Origin of the sequence: Lachnoanaerobaculum sanguinis, assembly GCF_033242365.1 — a bacterium.
Lineage (GTDB): Bacteria > Bacillota > Clostridia > Lachnospirales > Lachnospiraceae > Lachnoanaerobaculum > Lachnoanaerobaculum sanguinis.
The window spans coordinates 38,644-62,472 of sequence record NZ_BTHK01000005.1 but is presented as its reverse complement, the minus strand read 5'-3'; the positions used below and the strand labels follow the sequence as shown (position 1 = coordinate 62,472).

Annotated in this window: 17 protein-coding genes; 5 read left to right on the top strand and 12 right to left on the bottom strand. The window is 38.2% G+C overall.

Annotated features, from left to right (window positions below):
* The first annotated feature begins 17 nt into the window (after window positions 1-17).
* Together SBH76_RS04545 and SBH76_RS04540 are read left to right on the top strand one after the other, a co-directional pair.
* A complete protein-coding gene (locus SBH76_RS04545) occupies window positions 18-869 on the top strand; it encodes an AraC family transcriptional regulator (RefSeq protein WP_317976946.1) in 852 nt (283 codons plus the stop codon).
* Window positions 870-983: 114 nt separating this feature from the next.
* Window positions 984-2,561 (top strand): vWA domain-containing protein, encoded by a 1,578-nt coding sequence (locus SBH76_RS04540; protein ID WP_317976945.1) that lies wholly within the window; start codon window positions 984-986, stop codon window positions 2,559-2,561.
* An 88-nt stretch (window positions 2,562-2,649) separates the two neighbouring features.
* On the opposite strand, the gene SBH76_RS04535 is transcribed toward SBH76_RS04540, so the two are convergent.
* From SBH76_RS04535 to SBH76_RS04505, 7 genes are all read right to left on the bottom strand, one after another.
* Entirely contained in the window at window positions 2,650-3,609 is a 960-nt protein-coding gene (locus SBH76_RS04535; RefSeq protein WP_317977022.1) for a ketopantoate reductase family protein, read from the bottom strand.
* The gene (locus SBH76_RS04530) at window positions 3,606-4,001 is read right to left on the bottom strand and encodes a hypothetical protein (protein ID WP_317977021.1); all 396 of its coding nucleotides are present in this window, start codon (window positions 3,999-4,001) and stop codon (window positions 3,606-3,608) included. The genes SBH76_RS04535 and SBH76_RS04530 overlap by 4 nt, the downstream gene beginning before the upstream one ends.
* 14 nt (window positions 4,002-4,015) lie before the next feature.
* Complete coding sequence (locus SBH76_RS04525; protein ID WP_317976944.1) at window positions 4,016-4,621, bottom strand: TetR/AcrR family transcriptional regulator; 606 nt, start codon at window positions 4,619-4,621, stop codon at window positions 4,016-4,018.
* A 185-nt stretch (window positions 4,622-4,806) separates the two neighbouring features.
* Window positions 4,807-5,859: a uroporphyrinogen decarboxylase family protein gene (locus tag SBH76_RS04520; RefSeq protein ID WP_317976943.1), complete on the bottom strand. Its 1,053-nt coding sequence runs from the start codon at window positions 5,857-5,859 to the stop codon at window positions 4,807-4,809.
* A 15-nt stretch (window positions 5,860-5,874) separates the two neighbouring features.
* Window positions 5,875-7,398, bottom strand: coding sequence for an ASKHA domain-containing protein (locus SBH76_RS04515; RefSeq protein WP_317976942.1), 1,524 nt, complete (start codon window positions 7,396-7,398; stop codon window positions 5,875-5,877).
* Window positions 7,399-7,400: 2 nt separating this feature from the next.
* Window positions 7,401-7,991, bottom strand: coding sequence for a hypothetical protein (locus SBH76_RS04510; RefSeq protein WP_317976941.1), 591 nt, complete (start codon window positions 7,989-7,991; stop codon window positions 7,401-7,403).
* 4 nt (window positions 7,992-7,995) lie between these two features.
* On the bottom strand, window positions 7,996-8,643 hold the full coding sequence (locus SBH76_RS04505; RefSeq protein ID WP_007595957.1) for a corrinoid protein: 648 nt from the start codon (window positions 8,641-8,643) through the stop codon (window positions 7,996-7,998).
* Window positions 8,644-8,845: 202 nt separating this feature from the next.
* Between SBH76_RS04505 and SBH76_RS04500 the strand changes: the two genes are divergently transcribed.
* From SBH76_RS04500 to SBH76_RS04490, 3 genes are read left to right on the top strand one after another with little or no spacing between them, the layout of a single operon-like run.
* Window positions 8,846-10,117, top strand: coding sequence for an ABC transporter substrate-binding protein (locus SBH76_RS04500; RefSeq protein WP_317976940.1), 1,272 nt, complete (start codon window positions 8,846-8,848; stop codon window positions 10,115-10,117).
* Complete coding sequence (locus tag SBH76_RS04495) at window positions 10,089-11,003, top strand: carbohydrate ABC transporter permease (protein WP_317976939.1); 915 nt, start codon at window positions 10,089-10,091, stop codon at window positions 11,001-11,003. The genes SBH76_RS04500 and SBH76_RS04495 overlap by 29 nt, the downstream gene beginning before the upstream one ends.
* Window position 11,004: 1 nt before the next feature.
* On the top strand, window positions 11,005-11,841 hold the full coding sequence (locus SBH76_RS04490) for a carbohydrate ABC transporter permease (RefSeq protein WP_317976938.1): 837 nt from the start codon (window positions 11,005-11,007) through the stop codon (window positions 11,839-11,841).
* Between the two features lie 41 nt (window positions 11,842-11,882).
* Here the strand turns inward: SBH76_RS04490 and SBH76_RS04485 are convergent, their stop codons facing one another.
* The 5 genes from SBH76_RS04485 to rpoB form a co-directional block, all read right to left on the bottom strand.
* A complete protein-coding gene (locus tag SBH76_RS04485; RefSeq protein WP_314164130.1) occupies window positions 11,883-13,592 on the bottom strand; it encodes an alpha-amylase family protein in 1,710 nt (569 codons plus the stop codon).
* A 9-nt stretch (window positions 13,593-13,601) separates the two neighbouring features.
* Complete coding sequence (locus tag SBH76_RS04480) at window positions 13,602-14,525, bottom strand: nucleoside/nucleotide kinase family protein (RefSeq protein ID WP_317976937.1); 924 nt, start codon at window positions 14,523-14,525, stop codon at window positions 13,602-13,604.
* Window positions 14,526-14,662: 137 nt separating this feature from the next.
* Window positions 14,663-15,586 (bottom strand): Rpn family recombination-promoting nuclease/putative transposase, encoded by a 924-nt coding sequence (locus tag SBH76_RS04475; RefSeq protein WP_317976936.1) that lies wholly within the window; start codon window positions 15,584-15,586, stop codon window positions 14,663-14,665.
* A gap of 214 nt (window positions 15,587-15,800) precedes the next feature.
* The gene (gene rpoC / locus SBH76_RS04470; RefSeq protein ID WP_317976935.1) at window positions 15,801-19,541 is read right to left on the bottom strand and encodes a DNA-directed RNA polymerase subunit beta'; all 3,741 of its coding nucleotides are present in this window, start codon (window positions 19,539-19,541) and stop codon (window positions 15,801-15,803) included.
* Between the two features lie 100 nt (window positions 19,542-19,641).
* Window positions 19,642-23,544: a DNA-directed RNA polymerase subunit beta gene (gene rpoB / locus SBH76_RS04465; protein ID WP_317976934.1), complete on the bottom strand. Its 3,903-nt coding sequence runs from the start codon at window positions 23,542-23,544 to the stop codon at window positions 19,642-19,644.
* Between the last annotated feature and the right edge of the window lie 285 nt (window positions 23,545-23,829).

Below are 23,829 nucleotides of genomic sequence, written 5' to 3'. Positions count from 1 at the left end.
TGATTTAAGGAGGCCTCATGAGAGTATCAAATTCCGATATTGACAGAATTTATGTGAATATCGCTACAAGAAATAACAGCTATAAATTTAATATGTCTGACAATCACTTTCATATGTATTATGAATTATATTATTGCAAGGCTTCAAAATGTACTTTTTTTATAGAGAATCAAATGCTTGAGATGAATACAGGAGATTTTTTGCTTATTCCGCCAAGAGAAATGCACTATACAAAATATACTTCCGATACTCCATGTGTGAGAATAAATATTTACTTTAAATACAGCGATCTTGTTGACAATATTTATATAAACAATGACACTTTTAAAAACTATTTTTCAAGCAAAGAGGTATTCCATGTGCCTGCAGCCTATCAAGGTAAAATAAATGAGCATCTGCAAAGTATGCTTACGGAGGATAAGCTTGATGATGAACACAGCTCAAAAACTCTCAGGCTTTTATTGAAAGAATTATTCCTGTACTGTATCAGACTCTGCTCTTTTAACCGCTCTACACCGGCTATTATCAATACCACCGACGAGCATATGCTGACATTGGCAAAGTATATCACGGACAATTATGATAAACCTCTAACACTTAATGATATTGCGGATATGGCAGGTCTAAGTTATACCTACTTCAGTAAAAAATTTAAAAATACTACAGGAATGAGATTTAAAGAATATCTGAACTATGTAAGGTTAAAGCAGGCCGCCACAAAGCTTGCCACCACAAAACTTACCGTAACAGATATAGCAATGAGCTGCGGATTCAATGACAGCAACTACTTTAAGGACGCATTTAAAAAAACCTACGGTCTTTCTCCCAGACATTACAGAAAATCAAGTGATGCACAGATTGATGAATAAATTATGTCTAAATTTTTAATAAATACTTACACTCTTCTACATTTATTATATTGTATTTAATGTTACTATTATTATAAGCTTTACACTTGATTGTTTTATTAGGAGGATGAGTATATGAAAAATAGATTAAGTTTTTGTAAGGTAAGCGCAGGTATGTTGATATTTGCCCTCAGCACACCTGCCTTACTTGTAGGATGTTCAGGACCACAGCCTAAAACAGAAGGTGCAATTTATGATACCGGAAAGGTGGCTGAATATGCCGCTCCTTATGTAAGTTATGATGCAAATTATAATACTGAGGAATACAATGCTGTTGATGAAAGTAACTTCAAAGCTGTAGCTACTTCACCACTTTCCACATTTGCAGCTGATGTAGACACGGCGTCTTATGCAAATATCAGGCGTTTTATAAATTCGGGAGAATTACCACCTGCCGATGCGGTAAGGATTGAGGAAATGCTCAATTATTTCCACTATGACTATCCGCAGCCAAATGATGGTGAGCCATTCTCGGTAACTACTGAAATTTCCGCATGTCCATGGAATCCCAACACCAAGCTGATGATGGTAGGAATGCAGGCTAAAAATATGGAGGAACTTGAAAAGAAACCTTCAAATCTTGTATTCCTTATAGACGTATCAGGATCTATGGAAGAACCGAATAAATTGCCTCTTGTTAAAAATGCATTCTTGCTTCTTTGCGAACAGTTAAAAGAAAATGATACTGTTTCCATAGTTACATATGCAGGAAGCGATCAGGTTGTACTTGAAGGTGCAAAGGGATCGGATTCAAAAGAAATAATGGCTGCTATAGAAGATTTGGAAGCCGGAGGAAGTACTGCAGGATCTGAAGGTATCAAGACCGCTTATGAAATTGCCGGAAAATACTTTAAAGCAGACGGAAATAACAGAGTTATACTTGCTACCGACGGTGATTTGAATGTCGGAATCACAAGTGAAGGCGAACTTACAAGGCTTATAAAGAAAGAAAAAGAAAGCGGTGTATTCCTTTCCGTTCTGGGATTCGGTACTGAGAACATAAAGGACAATAAGATGGAGGCACTGGCTGACAACGGAAACGGAAATTATTCATATATCGATTCAAGATTTGAAGCAAAGAAAGTACTTTCAGAAGAGCTTGGTGCAAACTTCTTTACTGTAGCAAAGGATGTAAAGTTCCAGTTGGAATTCAACCCTAAATTTATAAAGGGATACAGACTGATAGGCTACGAAAATCGTATCATGGATGATGAGGACTTTAAGGATGATACCAAAGATGGCGGTGAAATAGGCTCAGGACATAGAGTAACCGTATTATATGAAATAGTTGACAATGATTCACCTATGGAAATAGGTTCAGACCTTAAATATCAAACCGCTGTCGCCAACGATTCAAATGATCTTTTAAATATTGCAGTAAGATATAAGGAGCCTGATTCCGAAACAAGTAAGGAATTAAACTCCCCTGTTACAACTGAATCCATCAAAACCGAGATGTCAGATAATATGAAGTTCGCCGCCGCAGTGGCAGAGACCGGCATGTTACTTCGTGATTCGGAGTTTAAGGGCAAATCAAGTTATGACAGCGTTGTGTCATTACTTGATTCAATTCCCGATATCAAAAATGATACAAGCAAGTTGGAATTTTTATTGCTTGTAAAAAAGATGGCTACCCTGGTGAAAGAACAATAAAAATATAATTATAGAAATATCGGCTTTATCCTAAAATAAAGCCGGTATTTTTATATTTACATCCCCCTATAGTTTTCATAGCGTCAGACTATACGTCTACATTAAATATATTGTCCATATTGGTGTAAAACACCGGCAAGTCAAGATGTTTTAACTTTCCTGTCTCATAAACACATTTACATCCATACATCATATCCCCTACATCACTATGTAAGGTCATGATTCTTCGTGTAAGTTCATTCTTTTTAAACATTTGTTTCATAATGATTCCTGCAAATGTTGCCAGAATTCTATAAGGAAGAAGTTCATTTTTATATAAACTTAAGTCTACTCCTCTTGTCTTTACCACCTGAAGCGTCTCCCTTATTGACTTTACTGCAACAGAAAGAGCATGTACATCATTCATCAGATTAAGAGCAAGCTCTTTTGGATTTTCAATTTCTCCTTCCCTTGCAGCAGAAGAGGTGACCCCTGCATTGATGGCCATATGAATCCATATCCATTCCACCATATCGTGAGGAATCTCCGTTTTCAAATTTGCAGATTCAAGAAGTGCTTTTAAAGCTTTGTAATTGGAAATCTCAGCTTTTCCCTCACCTTCCAGCATAATATGGTCAAAGAGAACACATTCCAAGTTATTCTGCAAAAGTCTTCCACCTGCGGTAGGGAAACCTATAATATAAGTATATTCACCTACTATTTCGTTCAGCTCTTCTCGACTGTTCCAAAAGTTACAAAACAAAATCAGGCTTCCTCTAATATGGTTTTGTGAAAGTGTTGCTATAGCGTCCTTTATTCTCCCGCTTGCCACACTCAAAATAATAAAATCATACTCTGCATTCGAATCCGCAATGTTCACCTTGTATTGATCTCTTTTTTCATCTCCTTTTTTGTTATAGCGTCCGTCTAATAAACTGATATTTAGACTTTTCGGTGCTTTCGCTTTTTTCCCCTCTCTCAGCAAATGCTCGACTTGATGCCCGGCTTTTTGGAACACATACCCGTACGTTGTGCCTATGACACCAAGACCTACTATGCATATTCTCATAAATCCTGCCTTCTTTCTTCTATTCTCCATCCGATAATCCAAGCAAGAACCAAAAGGTAATTTTCCACAGCACCGATTAAATTTACCATTTGATGCATCTTCAGATAATGTACAAAATGATTGCTTCCGATACCGATTCCTCCAAGGACCAGAGCAAGTAAAATTGACTTTAGATAGGTCCAATTGTAATTCCTATATGCTGTAATCAATATAACCAAAACGGCAATATTCCAAAATCCGATTTCTCTCTGCCATCCTGTAGAAATTCCATACGCAGAGTTTCTTCCCATATATTCCGGTGCGAAAATCTGTATGATCGCCGCACCGGATATCGCTATGATAAGAATGATAAACAGCACACGCAGGAAAAGATTCATTTTTTTCTGATGCATTGCCTGTTCTTTCTTCATTCCTTCGCCCCCTCTACTAAGACCTTGCTGATAAAATGCATTGTTCCCGTTTTTGCCCCAAGTGACTTCTCCAACATATCGATATACACCTCTACATCTTTTTCACCAAAATTTCCATAATCAAACATATGCTGACTCATAACCAGAAGCATCTTCACTCGCTCTTCAATATAATTACACATAAATATCCCCTGTGCTATTCCTTCTTTAACAATCTCTGCCAGAATAGGTACAGCCACCTCTACAATTTTCTTGCACATTTTATCATGCATAATAATATTTTCTTTTCTTTCCAACACATCTGTAATCACTGCTTCCTCTTTATCAGGACGAAAGGCATTCACAACCGAAACCAGCTTTTCAGGTATGGAAAGCGGTTTCGTAAGAATCTCTTTGGCTACGGTGCTCTCCTTCTCTATCATCTTTTCAATAACCGCTTCCAGCGTTGCCTCTTTGCTTGCAAAATAATAATAATACGTACCTTTTGCGATACCGGCTTTAGCCACAATCTCATCAATACTTGTATTCTCATATCCTTTTTCTATAAACATTCGATAGGCAAGATTTAGAAGTTCCTGTTTTCTTTGTTCACCTTTTTTCATTACCCCTCTCCTTTTCGACTAATAGTCGACTTTTATTATAGAATGCCACTTACTCACCGTCAATACTTTTTTCGACTATCAGTCGATAATTATTTTGAGAAATAAAAAAGACACCTGCATCTTAGCAAGTGCCATAGTATTTACTACAACAAATAGTTACTATACATATTTTATTTTAATAATAATCAAATAAAACTATACTTCCTCCCCGCATTCAAAAACATATCTATCTTTTCATTTGTTGTTGCGAGGGGGAGGTTGCATCCCGGAGTGAGCATAAATCCTTTTTTGCATTTCTTTCCGGCAAGAATACATCTCTTCACTTCATCTTCTATATTTTCCTGTGTTCCGTTGCAGATTGTGTAAACCGGTGCTACATTTCCTGCAACCATCTTTGAATCTGCAAAAAACTCACAAGTCTCATCTATATCCATCTCATTGTCCACACTAAAGAGGCCTATATCCAGATTTTTTACATGTTCCCACACCTTTTTTGTATTACCACAAACATGATAGCTTGGTGCTCTGCCTGATTTTTCCTTGATATAAGAGCTGATTTCCAAAGTGTATGGATATGCAAAGTCCTTATACATTTTGGGGCTTATCATAGTACATGAGGCTATAGGATCCGCCATTGAAAAACCTATATCCAATACATTAAAAATATCCACGACCTTTTTTACATTATCTGTTATATATCTCAAAAATTCATGCACCTTATCAGGTGATTTTATCATAGCTTTTAAAAGTTTATCTGTTCCAAGTACAAATCCTGCCAAAGTTAGCGGTCCTGATACAGAAGCTCCCACTCCACAAAATCCGTCTGCAACTTCTCGTAGCCTTGCAGTCGCATTATAATACATCTTTAAGTTTCCGCTATCAAGTGTGATATCCTTTAACTTATAAACCTCATCAATACTGTTTATAGGATGACTCTCAACATATATCAGCCCCTGCTCGGGGTAGTGCGGCACTACTCCCATTGCCTCTGCAATGCCGTAGGCATTTGGACCTACTCCCATTCCGTCCAGACCGAATCGGTTCATAGATACTATATCTCCCATTACAAGGCTGTCTTCATTTCTCCAATACTCTCTTGTATTTTTTCCTATAAGTCTTGCCTTTATCTCGCCCAAAAAAGGATCCATCATTATTCTGTCATAATCTCTTTTTTCAGCTATTGCTTTTGCTCTTTCCACAGGTGTCATCTTATCATTAGGATGAATCTTAAGTTCCATATATTTTCTCCATTATCAATCAAATCTCAAAGCCTTTGCAAATATTTTTTCATACTCTTCAAGCTTTGAAAGTTCAAAATACTCAGTCTCCACAGAGATTTCAGTCATATACTCTATCGCATTTTTATCAAGAAGAGCCGTATACGCTCCGGTCAAAGAGGTATTTCCAAGGTATTCCACCTTTCCCTCAAATTCCTTAGACAATAGTCCCACTCCAAAGAAAGAGTCCATACTTATATACTTACCGAACTGCCCGGCTATACACACTCTTGTTATATCACAGGTTTCAATTCCGGCTTTTTTTATAAGAGCTCTTATTCCTGAAAGTATCGCTCCCTTGGCAAGCTGTACCTGCCTTATGTCTTTTGCTGTAAAATAAAGATTATCATTTATTTTTATAAAAGGCTTACCGGAATCGTCTGCTTTAATAAAACTATGATTACTGTCAAGACATTTTTTATCAATAGCACCCATTTTATTTATAAAGCCTGCCTTTAAAAGCTCTCTTACCATAGAAAGTACACCGCTGCCACATATTCCGATCGGCTCTGTATTTCCGATAGTAGTATAAGAGATATCGGCCTCATCAATGTGAAAATCATCTATCGCACCTATTCCTGCTCTTATACCGCATGAAATATTCATACCTTCAAGTGCAGGCCCTATAGCACATGAGGTGGCTAAAATATTATTATCTGTTTTTAGAAGCATTTCACCATTTGTTCCGATATCTATAAAAAGTATATTTTTATCTTTATCGTCACAAATACCGCTTGCATATACTCCTGATACTATATCAGAACCCAAAAATCCTGATATATGCGGTAATGTTATAAGTGTAGCATAAATATCAATACCGATATCTTTTGCACATACTCTTTTTACTTCTGTAAATCCCGGTAAAAACGGAAATTTACCAAGGCTCTCAACACTCTCTCCAAGTAAGATATGACACATTGTAGTATTTGCTGAAACTGCAAGTTCCGCTATATCCTCTTTCTTTATATTGCTCTCATCAAGTAATTTATTTATAAGCGTATTCAAAGTATCCACTATACTTTTTTGTAAAGCCAAAAGTCCTCTGGGATTTTCCAATGTAAATGCAATTCTACTCATCACATCAAAGCCGAATTTGACCTGTGAGTTCACATCGGCAACCTTTGAAATAATCTTAGCATTCTTTAGATCTATAAGCTCCATAGCCACTGTAGTAGTTCCTATATCTATAGCAATGCCGTACTTTTCTTGTATATTTGTATGTATGATTTTAGGTGTAAAACTCTCGGTAAGTACGATACTGTCAGGCTTTTTTTCTGATTCAAAAGATTTTAATATAAACTCTTTATCCACTTCATCTATGGAATGCATACAGGCAAGCCTATATCCGGATTTTATATTTTCTTCTCCCAAAAGTTTTCTCTCACTTATGGAAACATCCGTACTTTCAAGCTTTATCTTGCATTTCCCACATACACCAAGTCCATTGCATGCAGCATCTATATGAATATTTTTCTCTCTTAAAAACTCCAATATCGTCATATTTAATCCAATCTAAAAGCTGTAATCCTACCAATTTCACCACGAAAATGTATACATATGCCGGCTGTTATATGCTCACCATGTTTTGATAATATAGCCTCAACTATTGAGGAATAACTGCCTTCAAGTTCTATCTGCTTAAAGTAAAAATCTCCATATGATTTCAATAGATTACTAAGTTTGGGGCATAGATGAAGTCTACAATCATTAGACTCACATAAATTCTTTAATTTATATATAAGATTAAGCAAAATAGTATCAATATATACTCTTGCACCTTTTTTACCCAAAAATTCAATACTTGATAGCGGATCGGCAAGACTTATTATTTTAAATCCATCTGATATTGCTGTATCTACTCTTTTTATCAGCTCGGTTTCTATCTCATGGATTTTTTCTTTTATAATATCTTTGGGTTCATCCGATAACCTGTCATATTTTATTAAGTACTTATATACAGTATTAAGCTCACCGATATTATCAAAAGTCTGTAATATGCCTTCAAGCTCATACACATTCTCTTTATATAATTTATTATAAACATCATCTGCCGGATATTTATCATTATACCCGCAAAATAATATATCTCTCATTGGCTTAGGCCTGATTGCAAAGCTTTTTTGCTACACTTACAGCTTCTATGGCATTATCCGAATATGCATCTGCACCTATCTGCATTGCAAAGTTATGGGTGATCGGACCGCCTCCCACCATAACTTTTACATTGTCACGATATCCGCTTTCTACAAGTCCCTCTATAACCCTTTGCATTCCATACATTGTTGTTGACATCAAAGAAGACATACATATAAGCCCTGCCTGATGTTTAATCGCAGCCTTTACAAAATCTTCTACAGCAACATCTCTTCCAAGATCTATCATCTCAAAACCGGCGGTTTCAAGCATTATCTTTACAAGATTTTTCCCGATGTCATGTGTATCACCCTCTATTACACCGATTACCGCCTTTATCTTCTTATCGACATTCCCCTCTATTTTCCCTTTTAATACATCAATACCTGCATACATCGCATCGGCACAGAGTAATAATTCCGCTATATAATATTCCTCTTCATCATAAAGCTTACCGGCTTCCTCCATTCCCACAGTCAATCCGTCAAGTATACCCTCTTTTGCCGGATAACCTGCCTGCAGATATTCCTTTGCAATATCAACAATCGCTTCATCTTCCATATCTCTTACATAATCCGCCATCAGTCTCAAAAGTTCTTCTTTACTTCTCATATTAAATATCTGCTTAAAGCCTCCAAAATTTTCTCTTCAATACTTACTATCTTAATATAAAAACATATGAAGCTATTATATATCTTTTGAATAAAAAGTATACTTTTATCGTTTTTTTGAATATATATAGATGTTTCTATATATATTTGATATAATTTCTAAGCATTTAAATTCAAAAGAAAGGGTATGAATTTACAAAATTATGAAAAAAATCTTATCATTCGGACTTGCCGGCATGATGCTTGCAAGTACACTTCTGGCAGGATGTTCTACAACTGCAAAACCGGAAAGTACAGAGGCAAACAAGGAAGCAGCAGAGTCTACAACAGCAGGTACATCATCAGAAAAAACTGTGATCAAATTATTGGTTCCCGGCTATGACGGCGGATATTTAAAGAAAGAGCTTGATAACGGTATCGCAGGATTTGAAAAGGAAAATGAGGGTGTAGAAGTGGAAATAGTATCCGTAGGTTGGGATGAACTCAACTCAAAGATAGTTTCACTTTATCAGGCAGGCGATGCACCTGATATCATGCTTACAGGTTCAAGAACATTAAAGCAGCTTGCTACTCTCGGTATAGCTGAGGATTTAAGTTCTTATATAACAGACGATTTTAAGGCAAACAGAGTTGAGTCTGTTTTGGCAACAGGAAGCGTTGACGGAAAGCAATACGGTATTCCTATGGCATTCTCATCAAGAGCCTTATATTACAGAAGCGATTTGATAGAAACACCACCAACAAACTGGGACGAACTTTTAGCAACTGCTAAAGAAGTTCACAGCTCTAATCCTGATGTGTATGGATTTGCAATTCCTACAGATATCACAAGCGGAACTGATGAACTTTTAAACTTTATATATCAAAACGGTGGTGCTTTGGTAGATGATAAGGGGGAGATTACATTTGATACTGAAGCAAATGTAGGTACTTTAGAATATCTTAAACAGTTCAATGATGAAAAGCTTGTTCCGGATGTTGTAAGCACTGCAAGAGGTGACCAGGCTACATTATTTGCAAACGGTAATCTTGCAATGTTCGTATCAGGTCCATGGGAGAAGGAAACTCTTGATAAGGCCGCTGACACAGCACCTTACAAGGTAGCAGTACTTCCTGAAGGCAAGCAAAAGGCTGAAACCTTGGTAACAGACTCATATGTTATCTCAAGTATCAGCAAGAACAAAGATCTTGCATGGAAATTTGTAGAATTTATGGGACAGCCTGAATATCAAAGACCTGTATCAGAGGCTTTCGGTTGGTTCCCTATATTAAAGGAAGAGTTTGAGGATGAAAGATTCAAGACTGAGTTTATGCAGGCATTTGCCGCAAGCATAGAGTACGGTATCAGTGAGCCGCAGGTAGAGGATTGGGACAGCTTCAACAAGGCATTCCTTACTGCTGTACAAAAAGCTCTTACAGGTGAGATGGGAGCAAAAGAGGCATTAGATGAGGCACAGTCTGAAGTCGCAAAATAAAGTCTCTTCAAATAGAGCCGATTTTCAAAAAAGATTTCAACCTTATATATTGCTGCTGCCTCTTTTCGTAGTAGTGGCATTATTATTTGGATACCCGATATATCGCATTATATCGGGGTCTTTTTTTAAGATTGCAATCATCAACGGTGAAATGAACTTTGTCGGTCTTGAAAATTTCAAGAAAGTTTTCAGTGCGAAATTCTTTCTTCCTACTCTCTCACTCACTTTCAGATATGCTGTAGTTACTGTTTTTCTTAAATTGTCTTTGGGATTTATCATGGCATTATTTATGAACAGTGATATGTACTTTTCAAAGTTTCTAAAGTTTATGTCACTCCTGCCATGGGCAATGCAACAGGTGGCTGTAGCTGTTATATGGAAGTGGATACTGGATGGAAATTACGGCTATCTGAATTTCTATCTTCAAAAACTTGGATTGATACATGAAAATATAAGCTTTCTTTCAAATCCGGGTATGGCATTTTTTGCCGCTTCATTTGTGGATACCTGGCTTGGACTTCCAATGGTCTCCATGATATTTATGGCCGGGCTTTCAAATATTAATTCTTCACTTTATGAGAGTGCAAAAATAGACGGTGCAGGTGTTATAAGCAGATTCTTTCATATCACCTGTCCATGTATAAAGAGAGTATTTCTGGTTACATTAACTTTGGTAGGTATATGGACATTCAATTCCTTTAATGTTATCTTTGTTCTTACCGGTGGTGGACCTATGAGAAGTACTGAAACTCTAATGCTGAAAATATATGAGCAGGCTTTCTCAAAGTTTAATCTGGGAGCTGCATATGCACTCTCCTCTGTAGTAGTTATAATACTATTTATCTTTACAATGCTTTATTATAAGCTTGAAGTGGAGGAGGATTGATATGATTTTAAAAAGAAAAATATTCAAAGCCATAAGAACATTCTTTTACTCTGTATTTGTTTTTATATTTATCAGTCCCATATTTATTATGTTAAATACCTCTCTAAAAAAATATGAGGATATAACAAAATGGCCACCTACATGGTTTAGGGCTCCACTTGAATGGGTTAATTATAAGACTGTTTTAATAGGTGAAAAAAGCATATTGCCTGCACTTTTGACAAGCTTCTATGTTTCCACAGCTTCGGCAATCATTTGTCTTTTGATAGGAATTTTAGCCGCATATGCTGTGGCAAGGTATAAATTTAAACTTAGAAAAACCGTGCTTTTGATTATAATACTGACTCAGATGTTTTCAGAGGTAATACTTGCCTCACCGATATATATTGTATTTAAAAATCTTGGATTACTTGATACCAAACTTGCACTTATTATTGCAAATGTAGCTGTATGCCTACCTATGAGTCTCTGGCTTTTGTACTCCTATATAAAGGATATACCTGTAACTCTTGAGGAAGCCGCATGGATGGACGGTGCTACAAGGCTTGAAGGCGTAAGATTTATTCTTGCCCCTTTGATACTTCCGGGTCTGCTTACAACAGGGCTTTTTTCCTTTATCAGAGCTTATGGCGACCTGCTTTTTGCCAGAACATTTATATTGTCACCGGAAAACAGAACTGTAGCTATGGCACTTACAGATTATCAGTCACTTTATAAGACAACCTGGGAAACTCAGATGGCTACAAGTTTCATCACAATGATTCCTACACTTATAATATTTATTTTCATTCAAAAATTTCTTATAAAAGGGCTGCTTGGAGACAGTATCAAGGGCTAAAAAAGAGTAAAACCTTAATATGGGGTTTTACTCTTTTTATATTATTTATATTGATAAATTTTCTCACCGTTTTTTTCCGCAAGAATATCAAAATTAAAGTCTGATAGATCGGCTTTTAGTACCGCTCTTTCCTCTTTATTCTTCCATTCCATAAGAATCTTACTTTCACTGCATTTCATAGTAAATTCACTCTCATTTGAAAATACAGGGAATGTATGGCGGAATCTAAGCATTTCAAGCTGCTTTAAGACGATATCTCTTTGTAATCCGGCTTCCATCTCTTTAGTAGTCAGATTTGTACGGTTGATTTCCTTATGTCCTCCGGCTCCCGCTCTCTTTACCGCTTCGTGATCATTCTTTCCTGCAAAAAGATCTAAATACCACACTTGTGGCTTTCCCGGCATAAAGATTTGAATAGCTCTGGCAAGAAGCATTCTCTTATCCTCTTCACCCAGTGCACTGTAGTAAGTTGCATTTACCTGATAATATACATTCTTTTGGCCGTGCAGATCCTTTACATATCCGCCTCGTTTTACAACTGTATCTATGACGGATTGAATCCTTTCCTCACTGATAAGTCCCTTTAAATCAAGTAGAGGTATTCCGTCATGGCAGCCGAGCATATTTACGACTTGTATCTTCTTTTCTACAAGCTCATCCGCCCATTTTTTTAAGACTTCGCCTGATTGCTGTTCAAAAGCATCTATAATAAGTCCCGGAAGGAAGAAATCATAAGTCATATAACCCTTATTTGCTATCTTCTCATAGATTTTCTCCTCATAACTTGCGTGAATCTCAGGTAGTAGTCTCACATTGTATTTATCAGCCAATTCTCTCACCTTTGTAAGTACATCCCAGGTTGCAGGCTCATTTAAGAAATTCTTCTCACCTACCTCTTTCGGAGCATAGGCAAAAGCATCCAGTCTGACTATCTTGGCACCGTAATCTGCCAATGTCCTTAAAGTATTATCATAAAACTCCCAAACAAGAGGAGATTTTATATTAAGATCCATCTGTCCAAGATATTTTCTCTCACACTCCAGCTTCTCACAAAGTTCTTTCTTTTGATCATCACTAAGTTTATTGCTGTAGATATTTGACTCGTTTAAAATTTTTTCAGGTGATTTACCCTCACAAAGCCCCTTATTTAATAGATTTGCCAATCCGTCCGCTATACCGTACTGTACTCCTGTAATATTTCTGATATCCACAGCATCCAAAGTCGGATATCTTACTTCCTGATAAAATGTATTCCAATAAGGAACTTCTTTTCCATCAGGAAATCTAACCATCAGTATCGGCAGGCCCGGTTTTCTAAAGAACATATCCTTTATAAGCTCATGTTTTGGCTGTATATAACCTGACTCAGTCATCTCGCCGCAGCCATCCCAAAATTTATTCCAATCAATGAAAAAATCTCTGTACTCTGACTTCTCACCGTTTTTTATAATATCCTGAAACTGTTTGGAAAGCACCGAAGCATGATTCAGTATAAAATCAAGCTTTAAATCAACTCCAAGCTCATCAAGCTTTTCCAAATCCTCTTTTTTTGCAAAAAGCTCATTTAAAGAATAATCAATTACTGAAAAACCTCTGTCGAGATCTGTATGGAAGAGACTTGGCAGTATATAAAAAGATGAAAATACATCCTTTAATTCATTTTTACTGAGGAAATTTGCAATATCACTTAAGTTCCCACCAAGACTGTCCGGATATGCATTAAGCATCGGACCGTTATTATTTTTATTCACACTACCCACCTACATTCCTATATATTTACAATATTCTTCATAGCTTAGTCTGTCACCGCTTGGAGTAATAATTATCTTTGCCTTATGTGCCTGATTTATCAGTGATTCCTGCTCTATATCAAGTACCATGGTTGTAAACGGACTGTCAATTCCGCAGTCACGATTCCTTAAAAGTCTGTATTTCAAAGTTTCTGCCGGAGTATTGTGTATGAGTATCGGAATATCGACTCCATTGAAGCAATCACTGTTTCCATGTGTCCATTCAATTAAAAGAACACCCACATTTTTAAAATCCACATCATCATACCATATCTGTGTATTGCTTCTTCCCATTCTCTTTAACCAGATTTTTTCCGCTCCTGATTTAAATTGGTCAACAACATCCTCAACTTCCTTAAATGCAAGCTCATTGCCAGTACCGAGGTACTCCTTAAGTGCATTACGTCCACCGTTTATATATGACTTGTACCATGGATATTTTTTTATATTTTCAGGATCTGCATCATTACCCTCTTCTTGCAGCTTATGAACTGTTTGAAAACGTTCTTTATTGTACTCTCCGTCCTTTACCAGACCTTTTAATCCGCCTTCTCTAAAAATATGTAGGCGCTCTGCATCATTGTACTCAGGGATTCTTCGCGGATAATTGTCTCCACCCAAAATATAGCTTCCTATTCCTATATCATTTAAATAATACGAAAGCACTGCGGCTATTCCTGATTTTCCAACACCTGAACAACCTGATACGGATACAACAACCTTTCCGTTACCGTTTTTACTCTTAACTTTTTCAATCTCATCAAGCAAATCAGGGAAAATCCTGCCTGCTCTGTCAATATGATACTCTGTTATAACAACCTTACTTCCCGGTACATCAGCCTGCTCTATCTCCTTAGGCAGTACCGGTGGCTTCCAATTTTTAAACTCTTGCATAAGTATTCACCTCATATACTTAACTTTACTTATTTTTAGTTTTTATACTAATCTTCCCCCAAAAACAAGCACTCCATATGAAAACTGTTTCATATGAAGTGTAACATAATATTGAGCCATTTTCTATGTATTTATTTTTACCTGTCTGTATACTTTTTAAATTCTGCGACACTCATATCGGCTCTTTTTGCCGCATCCGAAATGCTTAGAATTCCGTCCTTTACCAGAGAAATAAGTACATTTACAGTACCCTCTTTAATTCCCTTTTTAATGCCTTCCTTAATGCCCTCTTTAATGCCTTCTTCTCTTCCTTTTGCTATTCCCTTTTCTATTCCTCTTGCTTCTACCCTGTCAAGTACCTCACACATAGTTACATGCTCCTTTCCTTTCACCTCGTTTATTGTCTCTTCAAATCTGTAATCATTCGTCATCGCAGACATCAGCATTAACAGTTCATCCACATGTTCAATTACCGTATCACCGGCTGTATAGTTTTTATTTACACGCATCTGATACAAATAGTCGGCCAGTATCCGAAAATCACTTTTGAACATATCTATCTTTTCTCTGTCAAGATATGCTATTTCAAATATATTTATTTTGAAATCATTAACATATGGTTTGATCCTTTCATCTATCTCTAAAAGTTCAAATAAGCTCTTTGGCTGATTCCATCTACTATTATACCCGAAATATAATACCAATGTAATCACAGGATAAAGTACTTCTTTGTTATTCTCTTTTTTGGCCTGTTTGACATACTCCGTTCCGTCATATCCAAATACTCTAAGCGGCATTCTCTTTTCCGGTTTTGTCTGGTTCTCCAATCCGAACATTGATAATTTTATCTTACTGTTATGCCAATATTTTGCAATATCCCTATACTGCGTCCTTATCCTGCCGTCCATCTTTAAAGTACTTCCCGGCAGTGCATCTGTCAAGCTGTCTTCCGTTACCACTCTCTCACCGTTAAACAGTAACACATTTATAATATCTGCGAATACATCATTATACCTTTCAAGTGTCTTTTGTGTAATATCTTTTTCTTTGTTGCCTTTCATACGACCTCCATTAATGCGACTGATTAGATTTCATAGAAATTGATTAGATAAAATTAACATAGAAATAAAATAAAAGTCATTCACTTGGCTTTATTTTATGATGAATATAAATATTTTTCAATAACAATATTCTTAAATCGTCCTTCGGGAACTTAAAGTATGACAACAAAGAACCAAAAAAGAGACCGCCACACCGGCAGTCTCCCTTCTATCTTTATTCTTCATCATTGGAAGCATCCGCTTCTTCAGCCTCAATGCTATCTTCTTCTTCTGTAATCTCTTCAGCATTCTCCATCTCAAGAGCCTTTTCTTCCGACTCCAAAGCTTCCTTTGCATCAGCTATCAGCTCTTCTTTGATATCAAGAAGTGCAGGATCGTCCTCACTTAAGATAATTTCATCATCATCTCCGATGAATTCGTCTGTATTCAGAGTTACACTTCTGTATCTCTTCATACCTGTACCTGCAGGTATCAGCTTACCTATAAGTACATTCTCCTTAAGTCCTATAAGGTGATCCACTTTACCGTTGATAGCGGCTTCTGTAAGAACCTTTGTAGTCTCCTGGAATGATGCCGCTGAAAGGAATGAATCTGTAGCAAGAGATGCCTTTGTAATACCGAGCATTACCTGCTTACCTTCTGCAGGAGTCTTTCCTTCTTCAATAAGCTTTTCATTCATATCATTGTAATCCAGAACATCCATTGAATTTCCCGGAAGTACATCTGCATCATTGTTTTCTTCTATTCTTACCTTCTTAAGCATCTGACGAACGATAACCTCTATATGCTTATCGTTGATCTCAACACCCTGAAGTCTGTAAACTCTTTGAACTTCACGAAGCATGTAGTCCTGAACCGCACGAACACCTTTTATCTTAAGTATATCATGTGGGTTTACACTACCTTCTGTAAGCTCGTCACCGGCCTCCAAAACGTCTCCGTTTCCAACCTTTATTCTTGAGCCGTACGGAATCAAATATGTCTTTGATTCACCTGTTTCATTGTTTGTAACAATGATCTCACGCTTTTTCTTGGTATCCTTAAGTTCTACAACACCACCGAATTCTGTGATGATTGCAAGTCCCTTAGGTTTTCTTGCCTCGAAAAGCTCCTCGACTCTGGGAAGACCCTGTGTGATATCTCCACCGGCAACACCTCCTGTATGGAAAGTACGCATAGTAAGCTGTGTACCCGGCTCACCTATTGACTGAGCGGCAATAATACCTACCGCCTCACCTACCTGTACAGCCTGACCTGTAGCCATGTTTGCACCATAGCACTTAGCACAGATGCCTGTATGTGATTTACATGAAAGTATAGTTCTTATCTTTACGCTGTCTCTTCCAAGCTTCTCAAGTACCTTCATTACCGCAGCGGCTCTCTTTGGAGTACACATATGATTTGCCTTAACTACAACTTCTCCCGTATCAGGATCTGTTATAGTCTCCGCAATATATCTTCCTGTAATTCTCTCCTCAAGACTCTCAATAACTTCCTTACCGTCTGAGAATGCTTTGATTTCCATAAATGGAATTTCCTTGCCTTCGCAACAATCCGTTTCACGAACGATAAGGTCCTGTGAAACGTCTACAAGTCTTCTTGTAAGGTATCCTGAATCGGCTGTACGAAGAGCAGTATCTGAAAGTCCTTTTCTGGCACCGTGAGCTGAGATAAAGTACTCCAAAACGTCAAGACCCTCTCTGAAGTTTGACTTGATAGGAAGCTCGATAGTATGTCCTGTTGTATCCGCCATAAGACCACGCATACCTGCAAGCTGCTTTATCTGCTTATCTGAACCTCTCGCTCCGGAGTCGGCCATCATAAAGATATTGTTGTATGCATCAAGTCCGTCAAGCAGGTCTCTGGTAAGCTGCTTATCTGTCATATCCCAAGTCTTTATAACTTCTTTGTATCTCTCTTCTTCAGTAATAAATCCACGGGCATAGTTCTTTGCAATTCTGTCAACTGTAGCCTGCGCGTTCTTTATAAGTTCAGGCTTACTCTCAGGTACTGTCATATCTGAAATAGAAACAGTCATAGATGCAATAGTTGAATACTTGTATCCGATTGCCTTTATGTCATCCAGCACTTCAGCCGTTCTTGAAAGTCCGTGTACATTGATAACCTTCTCCAGGATCTGCTTACACTGTTTTTTCTTTACAAGGAAATCAATCTCAGGCTTTAACTCATTACCCGGAATACTTCTGTCTACAAATCCGAGGTCCTGAGGTATTATTTCATTAAATAAAAGTCTACCCACTGTTGATTCAACAGTGTCTGATATAACTTCTCCATTTTCAAGCTTTTTGCTTATTCTGACCTTGATCTTGGAATGCAATGTAACAATCTTGTTGTCATATGCAAGAATCGCCTCATTTACACTCTTAAAGAACTTACCTTCTCCCTTTGCTCCCGGTCTTTCCTGTGTCAAATAATAGATTCCCAGAACCATATCCTGTGAAGGAACGGCAACAGGTCCACCGTCTGAAGGCTTAAGAAGATTATTAGGTGAAAGCAAAAGGAATCTGCATTCTGCCTGAGCCTCTACTGAAAGCGGCAAATGGACAGCCATCTGGTCACCGTCAAAGTCAGCATTAAACGCAGTACATACAAGCGGATGAAGCTTGATAGCCTTACCCTCTACAAGTACAGGCTCAAATGCCTGAATACCGAGTCTATGAAGTGTAGGCGCTCTGTTAAGCATTACAGGATGCTCTTTGATAACTTCCTCAAGGATATCCCATACATCATTTTGCATTCTCTCAACCATCTTCTTGGCAGATTTTATATTATGAGCTGTTCCCTTTTCTACAAGCTCCTTCATTACGAAAGGCTTAAAAAGCTCTATAGCCATCTCCTTTGGAAGACCGCACTGATAGATTTTAAGCTCAGGTCCTACTACAATAACAGATCTTCCCGAATAGTCAACACGCTTTCCGAGAAGGTTCTGACGGAAACGTCCCTGCTTACCCTTTAACATATCTGAAAGTGACTTAAGCGCTCTGTTTCCCGGACCTGTAACAGGCCTTCCTCTTCTACCGTTATCTATAAGAGCATCTACAGCTTCCTGTAACATTCTCTTCTCGTTTCTGATAATGATATCGGGAGCACCAAGCTCCAAAAGTCTTGCCAAACGATTGTTTCTGTTTATAATTCTTCTGTAAAGATCGTTCAAATCACTGGTAGCGAATCTACCACCGTCAAGCTGTACCATAGGTCTGATATCAGGCGGTATAACAGGTACATTTGTGAGTATCATCCACTCAGGCTTATTTCCGGAACTTCTGAAAGCTTCTACAACATCAAGTCTTTTTATAATCTTTGCTCTCTTTTGTCCTGTAGCATCTACCAACGCTTCTTTTAATTCTACCGACTCTTTTTCAAGATCGATATTGCTTAATATTTCTAAAATGCTCTCTGCACCCATACCCGCTCTGAATGAACCGTAGCCATAGGTGTCGATTGCATCTCTATACTCTCTTTCTGAAAGCACCTGCTTATAGTTGAGGGCAGTGTCTCCACCGTCCAATACTATATATGATGCAAAGTATAATACTTTCTCCAAGATACGAGGTGCAATATCCATGATAAGACCCATTCTTGAAGGAATTCCTTTAAAGTACCAGATATGAGATACAGGCGCAGCCAGTTTGATATGACCCATACGCTCTCTACGTACACTGGACTTTGTTACCTCTACACCACATCTGTCACAGACAGTGCCTTTGTAGCGGATTTTCTTATATTTACCACAGTGACATTCCCAGTCCTTGCTCGGTCCGAATATTCTTTCACAGAAAAGACCGTCTCTCTCAGGCTTTAATGTCCTATAGTTGATAGTCTCAGGCTTTGTAACCTCACCATGAGACCACTGCAGTATTTTTTCAGGAGAAGCCAAACCAATCTTAATTGCATCAAAAGAAATTGGCTGATAAGCATCATTGTTTTCAGGCATAAAATTTGCTCCCTTCTATATAAAACGATAAATCGACTTCATTGATTTTTGCAGATGCCCTTAGGGCATCTGCTGTATAAGTATTCACTCCACTTTCAGATTATTCTTCAAAATTATCTGTGTCATCAAATGAATCTTCGTTATAGGAGGAATCATCCCCCGAATCTATATCACCATCATAGTCAGCATCGGCACTCTGCATATCGGCTGCATCTTCCGAAACGGATACAAACTCGCCGTCCTTTACTTCCTGCTCACTATAACCTGCAGACTTGAAATCTTCTCTTCCATGGTGTCTGCTCTCACCCTCTATAATTGAGTGAATGCTGAGATCTGCATATTCCGTATTCTCTTTAAGTTCCACTTCTCTTCCGTCTTCTCCGAGTACACTTATATCAAGTCCCAAAGACTGAAGCTCTTTTAAAAGTACCTTGAATGACTCAGGTATACCTGCATCAGGTATGTTCTCGCCCTTGATAACGGCCTCGTATGTCTTCACACGTCCTGTAACATCATCGGATTTTACTGTCAGGATCTCCTGCAATGTATATGATGCACCATAAGCCTCAAGAGCCCAAACCTCCATCTCTCCGAATCTCTGTCCACCGAACTGTGCTTTACCGCCAAGTGGCTGCTGAGTAACGAGTGAGTATGGTCCTGTAGATCTTGCATGAATCTTATCGTCTACCATATGGTGGAGCTTCAAATAATGCATGTGACCTATTGTAACAGGGCTGTCAAAGTACTCTCCTGTTCTACCGTCACGAAGTCTTACTTTACCGTCTCTTGAAAGAGGAACACCTTCCCAAAGTTTTCTGTTCTCAAGATGTGAACCGAGGTATTCTACAACTCCCTGATCCAGCACATCTTTATATTTATTCTCGAAGTCATCCCAATCACCGTTTACATAGTCATTTGCAACTTCAAGCATATCCATGATGTCATTCTCGTTTGCACCGTCAAAGACAGGAGTAGCCACATTAAAGCCAAGCGCCTTTGCCGCAAGTGAGAGGTGAATCTCAAGCACCTGTCCGATGTTCATACGTGAAGGCACACCCAATGGATTAAGCACGATATCAAGCGGTCTGCCGTTTGGAAGGAATGGCATATCCTCTACAGGTAATACTCTGGAAACAACACCCTTGTTACCGTGACGACCCGCCATCTTATCACCGACAGAGATCTTTCTCTTTTGTGCTATATAAATTCTTACATTCTGTGTAACACCGGGAGCCAATTCATCTCCGGCTTCTCTTGTAAATACTTTCGCATCAACAACAACACCGTAAGCACCATGTGGTACCTTAAGTGAAGTATCTCTTACCTCTCTTGCCTTCTCACCGAAAATTGCACGAAGAAGTCTTTCCTCTGCTGTAAGCTCTGTCTCTCCCTTCGGAGTAACCTTTCCTACAAGTATATCACCGGCTCTTACTTCCGCACCGATTCTGATAATACCTCTCTCATCAAGATCTTTAAGTGCATCATCACCGACTCCAGGTACATCTCTTGTAATCTCTTCAGGTCCGAGCTTAGTCTCTCTTGCCGCACATTCGTATTCCTCGATATGAATAGATGTATATACATCATATTCTACAAGTCTCTCACTAAGGAGTACGGCGTCCTCGTAATTGTATCCTTCCCATGTCATGAAACCGATAAGCGGATTCTTTCCAAGGGCTATCTCTCCATTATATGTAGAAGCACCGTCTGCAATAACCTCACCGGCATTTACATGGTTGCCCTTAAACACTATAGGCTTTTGATTATATGAGTTTGACTGGTTACTTCTTGCAAACTTGATAAGCTTGTAAGTATCAAGTACCGCATCATCATCTCTTTTAATAACAATCTTATCTGACGAACACTCAATTACGGTTCCCGAATTCTTGGCAACAACGCAAACACCTGAGTCTACTGCAGCCTTGGTCTCCATACCTGTACCTACTACAGGTGCATCGGTAATCATAAGAGGCACTGCCTGTCTCTGCATGTTTGAACCCATCAGCGCACGGTTAGCATCGTCGTTCTCAAGGAAAGGAATCATACTTGTAGCAACTGAGAATACCATTCTCGGTGATACGTCCATCAAATCTATATTTTTCTTCTTAAACTCTGAGGTCTCATCACGGTAACGTCCTGAAACATTGTTGTTTACAAAATGTCCTTCGGCATCAAGCGGTTCATTCGCCTGCGCAACTGTGAAATTATCCTCTTCATCGGCTGTTAAGTATACTACTTCTTCTGTAACTCTCGGATTCTCAGGGTCCTGTGACTTATCCACAACACGATAAGGCGCCTCTACAAATCCGTACTCATTTACTCTTGCAAAACTTGCAAGTGAGTTGATAAGTCCGATGTTAGGTCCTTCAGGTGTCTCGATAGGACACATTCTGCCATAGTGAGTATAGTGAACGTCTCGAACCTCGAATCCGGCTCTTTCTCTTGAAAGACCTCCCGGTCCCAAAGCTGAAAGTCTTCTCTTATGTGTAAGCTCTGAAAGAGGGTTGTTTTGATCCATGAACTGGCTCAGCTGTGAACTTCCGAAGAATTCCTTAACAGCCGCAGTTACAGGCTTAATGTTTATAAGTGATTGAGGTGTAATAGACTCAATGTCCTGAGTGGTCATTCTTTCTCTTACAACTCTCTCCATTCTTGTAAGACCGATACGATACTGGTTTTGTAACAGCTCTCCTACCGCTCTTATTCTTCTGTTTCCTAAGTGGTCGATATCATCCTTGCTTCCGATATGCTCTTCTATATGCATATTGTAGTTTACCGTAGCGAAAATATCTTCCTTGGTGATATGCTTCGGAATAAGCTCATTGATATTCTTCTCAATGGCCTTTATAAGCTCTTCACCCTCATTTTCTTCCAGCAACTTCTGAAGTACGGGATAATATACCTGCTCTGTAACTCCGATAGACTTAGGGTCCGTAAGCTCAGGTACATAGCTTTCGATATCCACCATCATATTTGAGAGAACTTTTACTTCACGCTCTACTCCTTTTATCCATACGGCAGGAATAGCTGCATTCTGTATTGCTGTTGCAGTCTGAGCATCAACTACAGTATCCGCCTGCGCCAATACTTCACCTGTATTCTCATCCACTACATCTCTTGCGAGAGTATGTCCCTTTATTCTGTTCTTAAAATGGAGTTTCTTGTTGAATTTGTATCTTCCTACTTTTGCCAAATCATATCTTCTGGCATCGAAGAACATTGCTTTAAGCAAACTTTCAGCACTGTCTACTGAAAGCGGCTCACCCGGTCTGATCTTCTTGTATAATTCAAGCAAACCGTCCTGGTAATTTTCAGACGGATCTTTTGCAAAACTCGCCATAATCTTCGGCTCCTCGCCGAACATGTCTATAATCTGAGTATTTGTTCCAAGACCGAAAGCACGCAAAAGTACTGTGATAGGAACTTTTCTTGTTCTGTCCACTCTTGCATAAAAGATATCGTTAGAATCTGTTTCGTATTCAAGCCATGCACCTCTGTTAGGTATGACCTGAGACATAAATAGCTCTTTACCTATTTTATCGTGATCGATTGTATAATAAATACCCGGTGAACGAACCAACTGGCTGACTATAACTCTCTCCGCACCGTTTATTACAAATGATCCGGTATCTGTCATCAGTGGTAAATCTCCTAAAAAGATCTCATGCTCGTTTATCTCATCCTTATCCTTATTGGTAAGTCTGATTTTCACCTTTAACGGAGCTGCGTATGTTGTATCTCTATCCTTACACTCTTCTATGGAATATTTAACTTCATCTCTTGCCAATTTAAAATTGACAAAATCGAGGCTAAAATGTCCCGCAAAATCTTCTATAGGAAATATATCCCTAAAAACTTCTTTTAGGCCTGCATCCAGGAACCATTGATATGAGTCTTTTTGTATCTCTATCAGGTTAGGCATTTCCAGAACTTCTTTTTGTGTTTGGAAACTCATCCTCATGCTCTTTCCGGAAGTTATCGGATGCATCTTGCTTCTATCCATTGACGTTTCACCCCTGTATATTTTTTATTCTATGAATTTAGATTTTTCTATGTTATAATTAGAGCAATCTATTCAATTTGTTTAGCCGTTAGGCAAGTTACATTGGACATTTTCACGTCCAAACACCTCTAAAAGGGCACAAAAATCCCTACAATAGTGCAACTTTCATCTTACAAAAATAAAGTTAAGCTGTCAATACAGAACATATGTTCATTTATTTTCAATTTTCCACATATCTAAAATGCCTCCTTATAAAGTAATAAGTATTTTTCACTCATTTGCTCT

Coding starts and splice junctions, on each gene's coding strand:
- SBH76_RS04545 (WP_317976946.1), top strand. CDS start 18: ATGAGAGTATCAAATTCCGATATTGACAGAATTTATGTGAATATCGCT.
- SBH76_RS04540 (WP_317976945.1), top strand. CDS start 984: ATGAAAAATAGATTAAGTTTTTGTAAGGTAAGCGCAGGTATGTTGATA.
- SBH76_RS04535 (WP_317977022.1), bottom strand. CDS start 3,609: ATGAGAATATGCATAGTAGGTCTTGGTGTCATAGGCACAACGTACGGG.
- SBH76_RS04530 (WP_317977021.1), bottom strand. CDS start 4,001: ATGCATCAGAAAAAAATGAATCTTTTCCTGCGTGTGCTGTTTATCATT.
- SBH76_RS04525 (WP_317976944.1), bottom strand. CDS start 4,621: ATGAAAAAAGGTGAACAAAGAAAACAGGAACTTCTAAATCTTGCCTAT.
- SBH76_RS04520 (WP_317976943.1), bottom strand. CDS start 5,859: ATGGAACTTAAGATTCATCCTAATGATAAGATGACACCTGTGGAAAGA.
- SBH76_RS04515 (WP_317976942.1), bottom strand. CDS start 7,398: ATGACGATATTGGAGTTTTTAAGAGAGAAAAATATTCATATAGATGCT.
- SBH76_RS04510 (WP_317976941.1), bottom strand. CDS start 7,991: ATGAGAGATATATTATTTTGCGGGTATAATGATAAATATCCGGCAGAT.
- SBH76_RS04505 (WP_007595957.1), bottom strand. CDS start 8,643: ATGAGAAGTAAAGAAGAACTTTTGAGACTGATGGCGGATTATGTAAGA.
- SBH76_RS04500 (WP_317976940.1), top strand. CDS start 8,846: ATGAAAAAAATCTTATCATTCGGACTTGCCGGCATGATGCTTGCAAGT.
- SBH76_RS04495 (WP_317976939.1), top strand. CDS start 10,089: ATGAGGCACAGTCTGAAGTCGCAAAATAAAGTCTCTTCAAATAGAGCC.
- SBH76_RS04490 (WP_317976938.1), top strand. CDS start 11,005: ATGATTTTAAAAAGAAAAATATTCAAAGCCATAAGAACATTCTTTTAC.
- SBH76_RS04480 (WP_317976937.1), bottom strand. CDS start 14,525: ATGCAAGAGTTTAAAAATTGGAAGCCACCGGTACTGCCTAAGGAGATA.
- SBH76_RS04475 (WP_317976936.1), bottom strand. CDS start 15,586: ATGAAAGGCAACAAAGAAAAAGATATTACACAAAAGACACTTGAAAGG.
- rpoC (WP_317976935.1), bottom strand. CDS start 19,541: ATGCCTGAAAACAATGATGCTTATCAGCCAATTTCTTTTGATGCAATT.
- rpoB (WP_317976934.1), bottom strand. CDS start 23,544: ATGGATAGAAGCAAGATGCATCCGATAACTTCCGGAAAGAGCATGAGG.